General features: G+C 71.0%; 9 protein-coding genes. 5 read left to right on the forward strand and 4 right to left on the reverse strand.

Going from position 1 to position 15,201, the window contains the following annotated elements:
* Nucleotides 1–24: 24 nt before the first annotated feature.
* The 4 genes from NAG42_RS26880 to NAG42_RS26895 form a co-directional block, all read right to left on the reverse strand.
* On the reverse strand, nucleotides 25–1,395 hold the full coding sequence (locus NAG42_RS26880) for an O-antigen ligase family protein (RefSeq protein WP_250034293.1): 1,371 nt from the start codon (nucleotides 1,393–1,395) through the stop codon (nucleotides 25–27).
* Nucleotides 1,392–2,315 carry a YveK family protein gene (locus tag NAG42_RS26885; RefSeq protein WP_250034295.1) on the reverse strand — a complete coding sequence of 308 codons (924 nt, stop codon included), beginning with the start codon at nucleotides 2,313–2,315 and terminating at the stop codon, nucleotides 1,392–1,394. Before NAG42_RS26885 ends, NAG42_RS26880 begins: the two co-directional genes overlap by 4 nt.
* A 150-nt stretch (nucleotides 2,316–2,465) precedes the next feature.
* Entirely contained in the window at nucleotides 2,466–4,307 is a 1,842-nt protein-coding gene (locus tag NAG42_RS26890) for a DUF4082 domain-containing protein (RefSeq protein WP_250034296.1), read from the reverse strand.
* A 9-nt stretch (nucleotides 4,308–4,316) separates the two neighbouring features.
* A complete protein-coding gene (locus NAG42_RS26895; RefSeq protein ID WP_308201195.1) occupies nucleotides 4,317–5,303 on the reverse strand; it encodes a glycosyltransferase family 2 protein in 987 nt (328 codons plus the stop codon).
* 20 nt (nucleotides 5,304–5,323) lie between these two features.
* Here NAG42_RS26895 and NAG42_RS26900 point away from each other — a divergent pair, with 20 nt between their 5' ends.
* From NAG42_RS26900 to NAG42_RS26920, 5 genes are all read left to right on the forward strand, one after another.
* Nucleotides 5,324–6,136 (forward strand): WecB/TagA/CpsF family glycosyltransferase, encoded by an 813-nt coding sequence (locus tag NAG42_RS26900; RefSeq protein ID WP_498370595.1) that lies wholly within the window; start codon nucleotides 5,324–5,326, stop codon nucleotides 6,134–6,136.
* Nucleotides 6,133–7,110 (forward strand): glycosyltransferase family 2 protein, encoded by a 978-nt coding sequence (locus NAG42_RS26905; RefSeq protein ID WP_250034301.1) that lies wholly within the window; start codon nucleotides 6,133–6,135, stop codon nucleotides 7,108–7,110. The genes NAG42_RS26900 and NAG42_RS26905 overlap by 4 nt, the downstream gene beginning before the upstream one ends.
* An 11-nt stretch (nucleotides 7,111–7,121) precedes the next feature.
* The gene (locus NAG42_RS26910; protein WP_250034302.1) at nucleotides 7,122–10,277 is read left to right on the forward strand and encodes a N,N-dimethylformamidase beta subunit family domain-containing protein; all 3,156 of its coding nucleotides are present in this window, start codon (nucleotides 7,122–7,124) and stop codon (nucleotides 10,275–10,277) included.
* A 9-nt stretch (nucleotides 10,278–10,286) separates the two neighbouring features.
* The gene (locus tag NAG42_RS26915) at nucleotides 10,287–14,456 is read left to right on the forward strand and encodes a DUF4082 domain-containing protein (RefSeq protein WP_250034303.1); all 4,170 of its coding nucleotides are present in this window, start codon (nucleotides 10,287–10,289) and stop codon (nucleotides 14,454–14,456) included.
* A gap of 209 nt (nucleotides 14,457–14,665) precedes the next feature.
* Nucleotides 14,666–15,148, forward strand: coding sequence for a CAP domain-containing protein (locus NAG42_RS26920; RefSeq protein WP_250034304.1), 483 nt, complete (start codon nucleotides 14,666–14,668; stop codon nucleotides 15,146–15,148).
* Nucleotides 15,149–15,201 lie beyond the last annotated feature (53 nt).

A 15,201-nucleotide genomic window follows, 5' to 3' on the forward strand; every position in this document is an offset into this window, starting at 1 on the left:
GCGGATGCCGCACGGATCGGGCCGTCATCGGTCGGCCTTCAGCGGCGCCGAGGTGCGCACGGTGCGGGCCGGATGCGTGAAACGCCAGAGGGCGCCGCAGAGGCCGAGCATGAGCGCCAGAATCGTTGAGTAGGTGCTGAAGCTGAACGCGTCGAAGGTGGCGTTGGCCAGGATTCCGGTCAGCACCACCGCGATCAGACAGGCGCAGAGATGCCGCTCCGCGACCACTGCGGTGCGGCGTAACGCCAGGCCGGCGAGCCAGACGGCGCCGATGTACAGCGAGGCCAGGGCGGCGACACCGACCCAGCCGTTCTGCAGCGCCGTGCCGAGCCACTGGTTGTCGAGGTATTGATATTGCGGCGAGACCCACGTGCCCGTGCCCCGCCCCAGCCACGGCGTCTGGGAGAAGTACTGGCCGACCATCTCGTACCGTTTGGTGCGCGCGGTGACGCTCGGATCGTTCTCGGCGTCGAGGAAGATGGCCGTGATGGTGTTCATGACGTCCGGCTTGGCCACCGCCATCGCGGCCAGCAGCCCGACACCGACGACGAACATGTTGTAGCGCAACCGCCATCCCCACACCGGGAACAGCACGGCCAGCACGACGGCGAGCGCCAGGAAGCCCGTGCGCGACATCGTCACCGGCACCGCGCCGGCGATCAGCAGCGCGGCCACCGCGAACAGGTGCCGCTGCCGCGGTGTCGGCGCGAAGCGGGCGAAGTGGATGGCGAACGGCAGGGCCATCACCATGATGAGGCTGAACTCGATGTAGTGGAACGCGGTGCTCGCGACCCGGACCCCGCCGCCGCGCACCTCCAGCCCGACGATCCACCCCTTCGGCTGGAGTCCGGGAATCAGCAGCTGCTGGGTGAGGTCGATGTAGGCCAGCGCCTGGACCAGCCCGATCACGGCCATGAAGCAACTGCACCAGACGAAGACCCGGAGAACGCCCTGCAACCGCTCCCAGTTCGGGATGCCGTCGGCCGCGATCAGCATGACCCCGAGAAAGGCGATGGCGCCGAGCATCGCCCGGTCGGCCGCGTTGACCTCCATCGTCGTCAAACCCCGCAGAAACCCGACGGCATAGGAGATCAGGAGCGAGAGTACGTAGACCAGCGCCACCCAGCGGATCGGCTGCGGCCCGACCATCATGAGCCGGGGACTCAGCCGGGCGATGATCCACCAGCTGCCGAGCAGGAACGCCACGACCAGGGCGGGACGGCCGAGGTCGGTCATGCCGGGAACGATGAGATAGGCGGGGAAGAGCGTCAGCAGGCAGATCGTGAGCGACAGCACCGCCGGAGCGTCGACCGTCGTGAAGCGCCGCCGGGTGACATAGGTCCGGTCGGCGATCAGCGACGGGTCGAAATCGGCGAGGTGGGCGCTCGAGGTCAAGGCCGCGGGTCCTTGCCGTTGTGCCCGGCGCCCGACTCGCTCGGCTGGCTGCCCGGCGTGGGCAGCACGATCGTCGCCTCGCCGGGGATGCGCAACGCGGACCGCTGGGCGGGCCTCAGCCGGACGGTCCGGTCGCCGGGCTCGTCGTCGAGCGCAGAGGAGGCGTACTCGCGGCCCGCGGGCTTGGCGGTGGACGCGGCAGCCGGTGAGACCGGTACGACGGCCGAGGCCGAGGCGGCCGGCGGGCCGCTGACCGGTGCCGGCTCACTGCCGGCCTCGGCCTGGGCTCCGATGCGCCGGGTGCGGCGCCTCAGCAGCGCGTCCACGCCGATCGTGACGGCCGTGCTGAACAGGACCCCGGCGCCGAGGACGGCGACCAGCGCCCGCTTCACCTTGGAGTTCTTCTCCTCGATGTTGACGCCCTGGTCGAGGCGTCGCGTCGTGGCGTAGCTCGTCTTCTTGGCGCCGTACTCGGCCTGAAGCTCCTGGACGGCGCCGCCGAGCCGCTTGACGACCTCCTCGGTCGTGGCGCCGGCCTGCTCCTTCGTGGTGCCGACGGCCTCGACCGTGATGACCGGGGACTGGTCGTCGATGGTGATGACAACAGTGTCGGAGAGGCCCTGCGCCTCCAGCTGCTTGAGGACGGCCGTGTCCGACACCGTCAGCACCGCCGCCTGACCGAGCGACTTGAAACCGAGCGAGAGCCAGGGGTTGACCGGTCCCAGGTCTTTCCTCTTGGCCGGATCAGTCAGCGGCACTTCCGGTGCCGTCGGCGGAACAACCTGGACATACGACGTGGCGACGTAGTCGGGCTTGATGGTGGAACCTGTCCAATAGGCCGCAAAGGCCGTCAGCAACAGGAACGGCACTGTGAGGTACCACCGCCGGAGCAGCACCTTCGTGAGGTCCCAGAAATCCACGTCGTCCTCTCAACTCCCGCGCTGTCCTATGTGTGCAGCAAACAGGATGTTAGTGGTGAACACCGCGGCCGGTCCTGGATCCGACAGGAGGGCCGACCGGTCGGTCCGCGAGTTCCGGCCCGACGGTGATGCCGGTCCGTCGATCGGCTCTCACGGGGTGACTCGGTAGATGTGATAGGAAGACTCGCGACTGAAAGTGTCATGCAGGTTGCCGTCGGTGATCGGGATGGTTCTGTTCTCGAACATCACCTCGGCCTGGGATCCGGCGATCCCGGGTGGAAGCTTGAGCGTCTGCTCGCCCGTGCCGCCCTCGCGGCCCGGCATCGCGAAGATGTAGTACGAGCCGTCACGGGCCTTGAGCATGGTGTCCACGGCCGGGTTGAAGGTCCACTGGTACGACTGGGTGTTGAGCACGGGCGCGAGCTCGGTGATGCGGCGATTGACCTCGGTGACGGCCGGCCGGACAGCGTCGCCGCACTTCTCCCTCAGGACGTGCTGGGAGACGCAGGGCCCGCCGAAGTTGTGGTTGAAGTAGACGATGCCCCGAGCCTCGTGGATCACCGAGCTCATCACCGCGCCCGCGACCTGCTCGCCGGTGATGGTCGGCGAGGACGAGTCGTCGATCGGGTGGCCGACCTCGACGAAGTTGAAGACGGGCTGATGCTTGCCGTCGGCCGCGTCGAGTGTGCGCATGCGGTCGACGGTCAGCCCGTAGTTCGCCGCGCGCCGGCAGTTCCCCTCCTTGACCCCCAGGACCGGTCCCTCATGCGGGGCTTTGCACACGTTGCCGTCGGTGTACCAGTAGATGTCGTTGGAGACGACGGCCGAGTAGTCGTTGACGAATCGGGCGGCGTCCTCGTCGGACTCCCAGAACATGACGCCTTTGCCGTAGTTGGCATAGGGCATCCGGCCGTCATCGGGCAACCGATCGCGCAGCTTCTTCTGGATGTCGAAGCCGCAGCCCGCTGTGGCCGGCGTGCAGGTGTCGCCTTGGCCGGGCCACTTGCCCGTCCACCGGCCCGGGCCGGCCTTGCCCCACATGTCGGCCTCGTCGGCGAGGACCCAGCCGACGCTCTCGTCGCCCCGGTCCTGGTGATCCTCGGCGATCATCGCGGACATCCCGTTGTCCTTGATCAGCCGGAGATTCGAGTCGGCGGTCACCATGATGTACGTGTTGAGGCCCATCGCCTTGTCCGTGGTGACGTCCTGCCGGCTGCTGACCTGCTCGTACCAGACGGCGAGGGGGAAGAAGGACTCCTTGTCCCAGCCCGACTTGCGGGCCTGGGGGAACGACTTGTAATACGACGGCCCACCCTCCCACGGGATGCGGGGGAGGCTCATCGCCGCGGCCTCCGCCGGGGCAGCGGCCGAAGGCGCCGCTGTCGCCGATCGGAAGACGACGTCGACCCAGTAGTTGCTGGCCTGGTAGGACAGGGCCGGCAGCGTGCCCTCGTTGTAGGCGAAGACGCCGGCGTCGCCGGCTGCGCTGAGCGGCCCGGCCTGCGCCGGTTTGCTGAAGAAGCCGGTGCTCGCCCGGTATCGGTCGGCCTGGTAGGAGACCACGTATTGCTCGCCGGCCTCGATGGCCACCGGCGCCGACAGTGGCACCTCCTGCCAGCCGGTCAGCGTGGCGCTGGAGTCCGCACTGGCGAGCTTCTTGCCGCCCCGCACGCTCCACACTGTCACCGGGTGACTGCTGCTGTCGTTGTGGGCGCGCAGAAAGCGTACGGCCGCCAGGGTGCCGTCGATCGTCGACGAGAAACGCAGCCCGATCTCGACCGGCGCCTTCTCCTCGGTGGTCTGCACCTCCGAGGTGTCGTCGTCGGCGAAGAAGGAGAACGTCTCGGATGCCGCGCTGGTGGCGGCGGCGGCCGTGCGCGGCGCGGCCGGCGCGTTGCGGTTGGCGAGAACGACCGACACGACGCCCGCCACGATCAGCAGCGTGATCACCGCCGCGACGGCGATCAGACGCCGCCGGTCCGTGGTTGTCACGCGCACGAGTCAGACCCTTTCGCTGTCGCTGGGAGTTCGCGGCCGGGGCACTGTGACCGCCGGACGTCCCCAGCCGGATCGAACGTCCCAGGAGGCCGAGCGCCGCTTGCGCTCGGCCAGGATCACGACCGTGACGTAGACGACCGCCGAAGGCAGCAGCCACGGCCGGCGCAGGACCACGTCGCGCAGCCAGGAGGTCGAGTCGGGCTCGGCCGGCGTCGCGACGCCCTCGGGATGCGCTTGGAGGTAACGCCCGAACTCGGCGTTGCCGTCACGGGCCCGGGCCACCCGGCGGACCAGGTCGCCCGTCGTGCGCGGGGCCACGACTCGTACCGGAATGTCGATCTCGGCTTTCTCGCCGGGAGCGACGACCGCGTCGAGGAACATGTCGTCCGCGGTGATCTCGGGGAACCGGGCGAAGCGGGACCGGGCCCGCGAGGACACCGCGATGACCCCCCGGCCGAACAGGTGGCCGCGGAAGACCGGCAGCCGGCTGTTGACCGCGTAGAAGGCCCGCACCGGCCAGGTGCTGGCCGAGGTGTCGACGGCCGGCCGCGGCACCGCCGCCTCGATCCCGGGGCGCGCCACCTCGTCGGCCAGGCGTTGCAGGAGGACCACGTCGACCGGGACGTCGGCGTCCAGATAGACGAGGACGTCGCCGGTGGCCAGCTCGTCGGCCGCGTTGAGCGCCGCCGTCTTGGACGGGGTGGCGATCTCGACGACCCGGACGCCGTAGGCCCGGGCGACCTCGGCCGTCCGGTCGGTGCAACCGTTGGCCGCGACGACGATCTCGAGGTCGTGCTGGGTGGTGTCGGTCAATGCCTGCAATGCCGTGCCAATACCGGCTTCCTCGTTGAAAGCGGGCATGATGACGCTTATTCGCACACCGTGATGCTTCCGGGCCGGACGGGCCTCCAGCAACCGGTCGAATGGACAAGTTGCGATCGCATAGTCGACAGCCGTTGGGGCCATTCGGTTCTCTGTCCACAGAGTCATCGATCGGTAGCTTCCACAGAATGCCGGTGTCTCGAAGCGTGCCCCAACCCCTTGTCTCCCAACGGAAGACGGTCAGCCTGGCCGGTGTCCAGTTTGACCCCATGAGCGAGCAGCAGGTGGTCGACCGGGTTCTGGCGGAGTTGTCCGACGGGCGGGGCGGGCAGATCATGACCCCCAATGTGGACATTCTGCATCGAGTCACGCGAGATCCCGAGTTGCATGGACATCTCGCAGCATCCGAGATTGTCGTCGCTGACGGGAAACCTCTCATTTGGGCCTCGCGAATCGCCGGAAACGCCCTGCCGGCCCGGGTCCCCGGATCCGATCTCATCTGGAGCCTCTCGGCCGCGATGGCCGGCGGTGGGCGATCGGTCTACCTGCTCGGTGGTGAGCCGGGCACGGCCGAGCGGGCCGACGACGTGCTGCGGGATCGGTTCCCGGATCTCAAGCTGGCCGGGCATCTCAGCCCCTCGTTCGGCTTCGACACCCGCCCCGGGGAGTACGACGAGGTGTGCGACGAGGTTGTCGGCGCCGCCCCCGATCTGGTGTTCGTCGGCTTCGGCTTCCCCAAGCAGGAGCGGGTCATCGCCCGGCTGCGCGTCCGCCTGCCGCGCACCTGGTTCCTCGGCTGCGGCGCGGCCATCGGCTTCGTCGCCGGCGTGCATTCGCGGGCGCCCGGCTGGATGCAGGACAACGGCCTGGAGTGGGTGCACCGGCTGTATCGGGAGCCGCGGCGGCTGATGCGCCGCTACCTCGTCGACGACGCACCCTTCGCCGTCCGCCTGCTCGCCGGCAGCGCCCGCGAGCGTCTGCGCCCGGGAGCCGCCCGATGAGCCCCCCCGACGTCTCGGTCGTCATCGTCTCGTACAACACCCGCGAGCTCACGCTGGACGGGCTGAGGCGGCTGCTGGACAGCCGCACCTCGGACGTCGGCTTCGACGTCACCGTGGTCGACAACGCCTCCTCCGACGGGTCGGCCGACGCCATCGCCGCGGAGTTCCCCGAGGTGCGGCTGCTGCGCGTGCCGGTGAACGTGGGGTGGGGCCGGGGCGTCAACCGGGGCGTGGCCGCGAGCACGGGCCGCTACGTGCTGTTGCTGAACCCCGACGCCGCGCCGGTCGGCCACCCGGTCGACGAGCTGTTCCGCTTCGCGCAGGCCCACCCGCGTCACGGCATCTACACCGGCCGGACCCTGCACGCCGACGGCACCGACGACATGTACTGCTGCTGGGGGCTGCCGAGCCTGCGGGGCTACGTCGGCTTTGCCACCGGCCTCGGCTCGGTGTCCGGCTGGTTCAACCCCGAGGGCCTTCCCGGGTACGACCGGCAGAGCGTCCGTGAGGTGCCGGCCGTCTCGGGTTGCTGCATGCTCGTCGAGCGCGGCCTGTTCGACCGGCTCGGCGGCTTCGACCCGATCTACTTCCTCTACAGCGACGACATCGACCTGTGCACGCGGGCCGCGGCGCTGGGTGCCAGTCCGGTCGTGGTGCCGTCCGCCTCCGTCATCCATGTCGGTGGGGCGTCGTCCAGCTCCGAGGGTCAGCGCATCAAGATCCTGCGAGGCAAGGCGACCTACGTACGCCGGCACTGGTCGCCCGCGAAGGCCCGGCTGGCCCTGGGGCTGATGGCCACCGGCGTGGGCCTGCGAGCCGCCGCCAAGACCGTGCTCGGGCGCGACCGGTCCCGCGGGGTCGACTGGACGGCCGTGTGGCGTGCGCGCCGCACCTGGCAGGCCGGCTGGCCCGAGGTCGACGAGCCCCGGCCCCCGCACAGCGCCCTGCTCGAACAAGCCCCGACTGCCATGTGAGGCGGTACACCATGCCCAAGCCGTTGCGGTCCTTCCTTGCCCTCGCCCTGGTCACGGCCGGGCTCCTCGTGCCCGCCCCGGCCTCGGCGGCCGATCCGTGCACCCCGCTCGTCAACCCGGTCGCGTGCGAGAACAGCAAGCCCGGCACCCCGTCCTCGACCTGGGAGGTGGCCGGGTCGGGCAGCGCGGCGATCCAGGGCTTCGCCACCGAGATGAGCGTGAATGTCGGCGGGACGCAACGGTTCAAGGTGAAGTCGACGGCGGCGTCGTACCGCCTGGACATCTATCGGATGGGTTACTACGGCGGGGCCGGCGCCCGGCTGATCACGACAGTGAACCCGGTCGGCCGGCAGACCCAGCCCGAGTGCCTCACCGCCCCGGCGACCGGGCTGGTCGACTGCGGCAACTGGGCGGTGTCGGCCTCCTGGGCGGTGCCCGCCACCGCGGTCTCCGGCATCTATTTCGCCCGGCTGACCCGCACCGACGGCACGTCCGGCGCGAGCCTGGTCGTCTTCGTCGTCCGGGACGACGCCAGCCGGTCGGACCTGGTGTTCCAGACCGCGGACACCACCTGGCAGGCCTACAACCAGTACGGCGGCAACAGCCTCTACGTGGGCTCTCCGGCCGGCCGGGCCTACAAGGTGAGCTACAACCGCCCGGTCACCACGCGGGGCACCGGCGCCGAGGACTCGGTCTTCAACGCCGAATACCCGATGGTGCGGTGGCTGGAGGCCAACGGCTACGACGTCAGCTACCTCTCCGGCGTCGACACCGACGCCCGGGGCTCACTGCTGACCAACCACAAGGCGTTCCTGTCGGTCGGCCACGACGAGTACTGGTCGGGGCGGCAGCGGGCCAATGTCGAGGCCGCCCGCGACGCCGGGGTGCACCTGGCCTTCTTCAGTGGCAACGAGGTGTTCTGGAAGACCCGGTGGGAGACGTCGATCGACGGCTCGGGCACCCCGTACCGGACTCTGGTCGCCTACAAGGAGACCCACGCCAACGCCAAGATCGACCCGACCGCGGAGTGGACCGGGAGCTGGCGTGACCCACGGTTCAGCCCGCCGTCCGACGGCAACCGGCCGGAGAACGGGCTGACCGGCACCATTTTCAAGGTCAATGCGGGCACGGTGAGCCTCAAGGTGCCGGCCGCGGACGGCAAGCTGCGGTTCTGGCGGGGCACCACCGTGGCCACCCAGGCGGCCGGCGCCACCGCGACGCTGGGCACCGGCACGGTCGGCTACGAGTGGGACGAGGACGCGGACAACGGCGCCCGGCCCCGCGGGCTGATCCGGCTCTCGACCACCACGGCCGGCGGCCTCGACGTGCTGCAGGACTACGGTTCGACGTACGCCACCGGAAGCGCCACCCACCGGCTGACGCTCTACCGCGCGCCCAGCGGCGCCCTGGTCTTCGGCGCGGGCACGGTCCAGTGGTCGTGGGGCCTCGACAGCACCCACGACCGGGGCTCCGGCGCCGCCAGCACCCCGATGCGCCAGGCCACGGTCAACCTGTTCGCCGACATGGGCTCCCAACCGGCCACCCTGCAGTCCGGCCTGACCGCCGCCTCGGCATCCACCGACACCACCGGTCCGAGTGCCGTCATCACCTCGCCGGCCGCCGGCGCGACGGTGCAGTCGGGCTCGCCGGTGACCATCTCGGGCACGGCCACCGACACCGGCGGCGTCGTCGGCGGGGTCGAGATCTCCACCGACAGCGGTGCCAGCTGGCACCCGGCCACCGGCCGCGCCGCCTGGACGTACTCCTGGAACCCGACGGCCAGTGGGCCGGCCACGATCCGGGTCCGGGCGACCGACGACAGCGCCAACGTGGGGGCGGACACGACCGTCGCCGTCACCGTGGGGGCGCGCACCTGCCCCTGCAGCATCTGGGGCTCGGGCGTCACCCCGGAGCTGGCCGCCGACCCCGACACGACCGGCACCGAGGTCGGCACCAGATTCCGCGCGGACGTCGCCGGCCGGGTCACCGCGATCCGCTTCTACAAGAGTTCGGCCAACACCGGCACCCACGTCGGGCACCTGTGGTCGGCCTCGGGCTCGCTGCTGTCGACCGTCACCTTCACCGGCGAGACGGCCTCCGGCTGGCAGCAGGCCACCCTGGCCACGCCGGTGACGCTGACCGCCGGGACGACGTATGTGGTGTCCTACTACGCGCCGAACGGCCGGTACGCCGCCGACACCGGCTACTTCGCGACGCGGGGCTACGACAACGAACCGCTGCACGCCCCGCGGGACGGGACCGACGGCGCGAACGGCGTCTACCGGTTCGGCACCGGCTTCCCCACCCTGGCCTGGGAGTCTGCCAACTACTGGGTCGACGTGGTGTTCAGCCCGGGCGGCGGCACACCGGACACGACCGCGCCGGCCGTGGTCACCCGGACGCCCGCCCCGGGAGCCACCGGCGTCGCCCGCACCGCCACCGCGGCCGCGACGTTCAGCGAGCCGGTGACCGGCGCCCTCATCGCGGTCACCGGTGTCGCGGGAGCCACGACCTACGACGCGGGCACCAGCACCGCGACCTTCACCCCCTCAGCCCCGCTGGCCGGCTCCACCAGCTACACCGTCACGGTCAGCGGTGCCCGCGACGCCGCCGGCAACCTCATGGCCGCCACCTCGTGGTCGTTCACCACCGCGGCGAGCACCCCCAGCGGCTGCCCGTGCTCGATCTGGGCCGCCACGGTGACGCCCGGCACCCCGGCCGAACCCGACTCCGGCGCCGTCGAGGTGGGCACGAAGTTCCGGTCGGACGTGGCCGGTCAGGTGACCGGGGTGCGGTTCTACAAGGGCGGCGGCAACACCGGCACGCACGTGGGCCATCTGTGGAGCGCCAGCGGGACCGCCCTCGGCACGGTCACCTTCACCGGTGAGTCGGCGACCGGCTGGCAGACGGCGACCTTCGCCACGCCCGTGACGATCGCGGCCGGCACGACGTACGTCGTCTCCTACTACGCGCCGACCGGCCGATACGCCACGGACAGCGGCTACTTCACGTCGTCCGGCGTCGACAACGGCTCGCTGCACGCGCTGCGCGACGGCGTCGACGGTCCCAATGGTGTCTACCGCTACGGCACCGGCGGCGGCTTCCCGTCCGCGAGCTGGCAAGGCAGCAACTACTGGGTCGACGTCCTGTTCACTCCCGGCACCTGAGGAGCCCCGATGCACAAACGGTCGTTGTTGCTCGCGCTCTGCCTGGCGCTGGTGGCCACGTTTCTCACCGCGCCGCGGGCGGCGTCGGCCGCCGTCTGCCCCTGCTCGATCTGGTCGGCGACGGCCGTCCCGGCCAACCCGGCCGAGGCCGACACCGCGGCCGTGGAGGTGGGCGTGAAGTTCCGCTCGGACAACAACGGCTTCGTCACGGGCGTGCGGTTCTACAAGGGGAGTGGCAACACCGGCACCCACGTCGGGCACCTGTGGAGCGCGGCCGGGATCAACCTGGGCACAGTCACGTTCACCAACGAGACGGCGACCGGCTGGCAGACCGCCACCTTCGCCGCGCCGGTGGCCGTCACGGCCAACACGACCTACGTCGCCTCCTACTACGCCCCCAACGGCCGGTACGCCGCGGACGACAACACGTTCGCGGCGGCCGGGGTCGACAACGCGCCGCTGCACGCGCTGCGGGACGGTGCCGACGGTCCCAACGGCGTGTACCGCTACGGCGCGGGCGGTGGTTTCCCGGCCAACACGTGGCAGGCGGCCAACTACTGGGTCGACGTCGTGTTCACCGACAACGGCGTCGACACCACCCCGCCGTCGGTGACCGCCGCGAACCCGGCGGCCGGCGCCACCGGCGTCCCCCCGACGACCACCGTGGGCGCGACGTTCAGCGAGGCGCTGCAGGCCGGTACGGTGACCATCGCGGTCGGCGGTGTGGCCGGGGCCCCGGCCTACGACGCGACGTCGCGCACTCTCACCTTCACGCCGTCCGGCCCGCTCGCCCCGTCGACGACCTATACCGTCACGGTCTCCGGCGCCCGAGATCCGGCCGGCAACACGATGACCCCGTACAGCTGGAATTTCACCACCGCCGCGCCCAGCGGGTCGTGTCCCTGCACGATCTGGGCGTCCACCGCCACGCCGGCCACCCCGGCCGTCAGCGACAACTCGGCGGTCGAGCTCGGCGTCCGGTTCCGCACCAGCACCTCCGGCTTCGTCACCGGCCTGAAGTTCTACAAGGGCAGTGGCAACAGCGGCACGCACACCGGGGCGCTGTGGACGAACACCGGCACCCGCCTGAGCACCGTGACCTTCACCGGCGAATCGGCGACCGGCTGGCAGACGGCCACCCTGCCCAGTCCGGTCGCGGTCACGGCCAACACGACATACGTGGCCTCGTACCACACGGACACCGGTTTCTATTCCGCCACCGCCAACGGCCTCGCCTCGGCGGTCTCCCGCGGTCCCCTGACCGCCCTGGCCAACGCGGCCAACAGCGGCAACGGCCTTTACCGGTACGGGGCCAGTGCCTTCCCCACCAGCGCCTACCAGGCCACCAACTACTGGGTCGACGTCGTCTTCGACACCACGGCCACCGACAGCACGCCGCCGTCGCTCACCACCCGCAGCCCGGCGGCCGGAGCCACCGGTGTGGCGACGACCGCGCGAGTGACCGCGACCTTCAACGAGCCGGTGTCCGGGGCCGCCCTCGCGCTCGCCGGTGTCACGGGCACCACGACCTATGACGCGGGCACCAGCACAGTGACCTTCACGCCGTCAGCCACGCTGGCTCCCTCGACCGATTACACCGCCTCGGTCAGCGGCGCCCGGGACACCGCGGGCAACCTCATGGCCCCGCTCACGTGGTCCTTCACGACGGCCGCCCCGCCACCGCCGCCACCGGACCAGGGCCCCGGCGGTCCGGTCCTCGTGGTCAAGACCGCGAGCGGCTTCACCCCGTTCCTGGCCGAGGTCCTGCGCACCGAGGGGCTCAACGAGTTCGCCACCGCCGACCTGTCCACGGTCACGGCGGCGACGCTCAGCCAGTACGACGTCGTGCTGCTCGGCCAGAGCACGCTGACCGCGGCCCAGGCCGGCCTGTTCACGGCCTGGGTCTCCGGCGGCGGCAACCTCATCGCCTTCCGGCCCGACAAACAGCTGGCGAGCCTGCTCGGCTTGACCGCCACCACCGGGACGCTCGCCGAGGGCTACCTGAAGGTCGACACGGCGGCCGCACCCGGCACCGGGATCACCGATCAGACGATGCAGTTCCACGGCACCGCCGACCGCTACACGCTGGCCGGGGCGCGAGCGGTGGCCACGCTCTATTCGACCGCGACCACCGCCACCACCAACCCGGCCGTCACCCTGGCCGACGTCGGATCGGCGGGCGGGCAGGCCGCCGCCTTCACCTTCGACCTGCCGCAGTCGCTGGTACAGACCCGGCAGGGCAACCCCGCCTGGGACGGGCAGGACCGCGACGGCGCGGGGCCGATCCGCTCGGACGATCTGTACTTCGGCGGGTCCTCGCCCGACTGGGTCAACCTGGCCAAGGTGGCCGTGCCCCAGGCCGACGAGCAGCAGCGCCTGCTGGCCAACCTGATCGGCGCGATGAACCTGGACCGTAAGCCGCTGCCCAGGTTCTGGTACTTCCCGCGCAGCCTCAAGGCGGTGGTGGTAGCCACCGGCGACGACCACGCCAACGGTGGCACGGTGGGCCGGTTCGACCAGTTCAGCGCCAACAGCCTGGCCGAGTGCGACTACGCCGAGTGGCGCTGCAACCGCTTCACCTCGTACGTCTTCCCGGACACCCCGTTGACCAACAGCCAGGCGGCGGCGTTCCAGGCGCAGGGTTTCGAGGTCGCCCTGCACCTCAACACGGGCTGCGCCAACTACACGGCCTCGTCGCTGGCGAGCACCCTCACCGGCCAGCTCGCGACCTGGCGGGCGAAATACGCCTCGGTCGCCGCGCCGGCCACCAACCGCACCCACTGCATAGTGTGGTCGGACTGGTCGTCGCAGGCCTCGGCCGAGGCGGCCAACGGGATCCGGCTCGACACGAACTACTACTACTGGCCGGGCAGCTGGGTGAACGACCGGCCCGGCTTCATGACCGGCTCCGGCATGCCGATGCGGTTCTCGGCGAAGGCGGGCGGACTGCTCGACGTCTATCAGGCGGCCACCCAGATGACCGACGAGTCCGGCCAGAGCTATCCGTTCACCGTCAACACGTTGCTCGACCGGGCGCTCGGCGCGGAGGGTTACTACGGGGCCTTCACCGCCAACATGCACACCGATCTGGGGACGACCTGGGACAGCGACCAGGTGCTCGAGTCGGCCCGCAGCCGCGGGGTGCCGCTGATCAGCGCGCTCCAGCTGCTCACCTGGCTCGACGGTCGCAACGGCTCCTCGTACTCGGGCATCTCCTGGTCCGGGACGGGGCTGTCGTTCACCGTGAACGTCGGTGCGGGCGCGACCGGGCTGACCGGCATGGTGCCGACCCTGGGGGTGGGTGGCCGGACGCTGACGACCCTGACCCGCGCGGGCACGGCGGTTCCCTTCACCCGTACGACTATCAAGGGTGTCGAGTACGCCATGTTCACCGCCGCCCCGGGTGCGTACTCGGCGGGATACGGTGGCGCCGCTCCCGCGGTGCGCGCTCCGGCGGGCGGCCCGGCGGCGACGGCGGACAGCCGGGCGCCGGGCACCTCCGCGGTGTCCGTGCTGGCCCAGGCCGACGGCACCGCGGCGGTGAGGTGGCAGACCGATGAGTCGGCCGCGGCCACCCTGCTGGCCGGCCCGGACCCGGCGGCGCTGGAGGCGTGGCCGGCCGACCGCGGCGGCACACGGCACCAGGCGGTGGTGACCGGCCTCGAGCCGGGAGCCACCTACCACTACCGGGTGCGCAGCACCGACCGCGCGGGCAACGTGACCGTGTGGCCCAGCGCCGATCGGCCACCGGCGACCTTCGTCTCGTCGGCCGCCGGGGTGGCCGATCACACCGCCGCCCAGTGGCGAACCGGGGGAGAGAAGAGGGTCTCGGTCACCAGCGACGGCGTGCGGCTGAGCGGTGGCGCCCGGAGCGGGACGCTGATCTCCCGGGTGCTCGACGCGGGCCAGATGGTGACGTGGGACAGGCTGACCTATGAGGCGGCCGTGCCGTCCGGCGCGTCAGCGCTCGTATATGTGCGGACCGGCAGCACGTCCAGCCCCGGCGCCTCCTGGAGCGGCTGGACGCTCGTGCGCCAGGGCGACCGGGTCGCCGGGAGCTCCCGCTACGCGCAATACCGCGTGGAGCTGAGAGCCGGCCGCGCCGGTCCGGTCTTCCGGGGCCTCAGCATCACCTCGGACGCCAAGCCGCGGGACACGCCGACCGAGACCGGCCGGTAGACCCCGATCGCGACGCTCGGCCCGGGAGTCCCGGGCCGAGCGGGGTGGGACGCCCCGGCCGAAACAGGACGCCGGGGCGACATCGGTGGCCGGCCAACCGGACCGCAACCAGAGGGCATCGGGGTAGCTCCCAAGTCGGCGCCTGCGAGGCCGAACCAGGTCTGTGAGAGCCCCGGTAGCGACCGGGACCACTTACCGGAAGGCAGTCGATGCGTTCTTCGATCACCAAGCGTCTGGCCCTGATCGCGATGATCCCCGCCACCCTGCTCGTCGTGGTCGCGTTCGCTTCGTCCGCCCAGGCCGCCGTCACCGGCTCCGCGAAGCTGCAGAGCGACATCGCGGTGCTGACCAACAAGCAGCGCGCGGCCCACGGCTGCAAGGCCGTCGTCGTCAGCCCGGCCCTGACCCGGGCCGCCGTCGGCCACAGCGCCTACCAGGCCCGCACCAAGACCATGAGCCACACCGGTTCGGCCGGTTCGACCTTCATCACCCGCTCGAAGGCCGCCGGCTACAGCCGTCCGCTGAGCGAGAACGTCGCCTACGGCTTCAGCAGCGCTTCCGCCGTTGTCGGGGCGTGGATGAAGAGCCCGGGTCACCGCGCGAACATCCTCAACTGCAAGGCGATCGCGGTCGGCGTCGGCGTGGCCTACGCCGGCGGCACCCCGTACTTCACCCAGGACTTCGGTTACTGACTTCCCGGGACAGCGCAGGGCCTCACCCGTCACGGGTGAGGCCCTGCCGTCGT

The organism is Paractinoplanes maris, assembly GCF_023544465.1.
In the GTDB taxonomy this organism is placed as follows: Bacteria; Actinomycetota; Actinomycetes; order Mycobacteriales; family Micromonosporaceae; genus Actinoplanes; species Actinoplanes maris.

Bases quoted from the DNA above. Each gene is read 5' to 3' on its own strand.
- NAG42_RS26895 (WP_308201195.1), bottom strand. From the start codon at position 5,303: ATGACTCTGTGGACAGAGAACCGAATGGCCCCAACGGCTGTCGACTAT.
- NAG42_RS26900 (WP_498370595.1), top strand. From the start codon at position 5,324: ATGCCGGTGTCTCGAAGCGTGCCCCAACCCCTTGTCTCCCAACGGAAG.
- NAG42_RS26905 (WP_250034301.1), top strand. From the start codon at position 6,133: ATGAGCCCCCCCGACGTCTCGGTCGTCATCGTCTCGTACAACACCCGC.
- NAG42_RS26910 (WP_250034302.1), top strand. From the start codon at position 7,122: ATGCCCAAGCCGTTGCGGTCCTTCCTTGCCCTCGCCCTGGTCACGGCC.
- NAG42_RS26915 (WP_250034303.1), top strand. From the start codon at position 10,287: ATGCACAAACGGTCGTTGTTGCTCGCGCTCTGCCTGGCGCTGGTGGCC.
- NAG42_RS26920 (WP_250034304.1), top strand. From the start codon at position 14,666: ATGCGTTCTTCGATCACCAAGCGTCTGGCCCTGATCGCGATGATCCCC.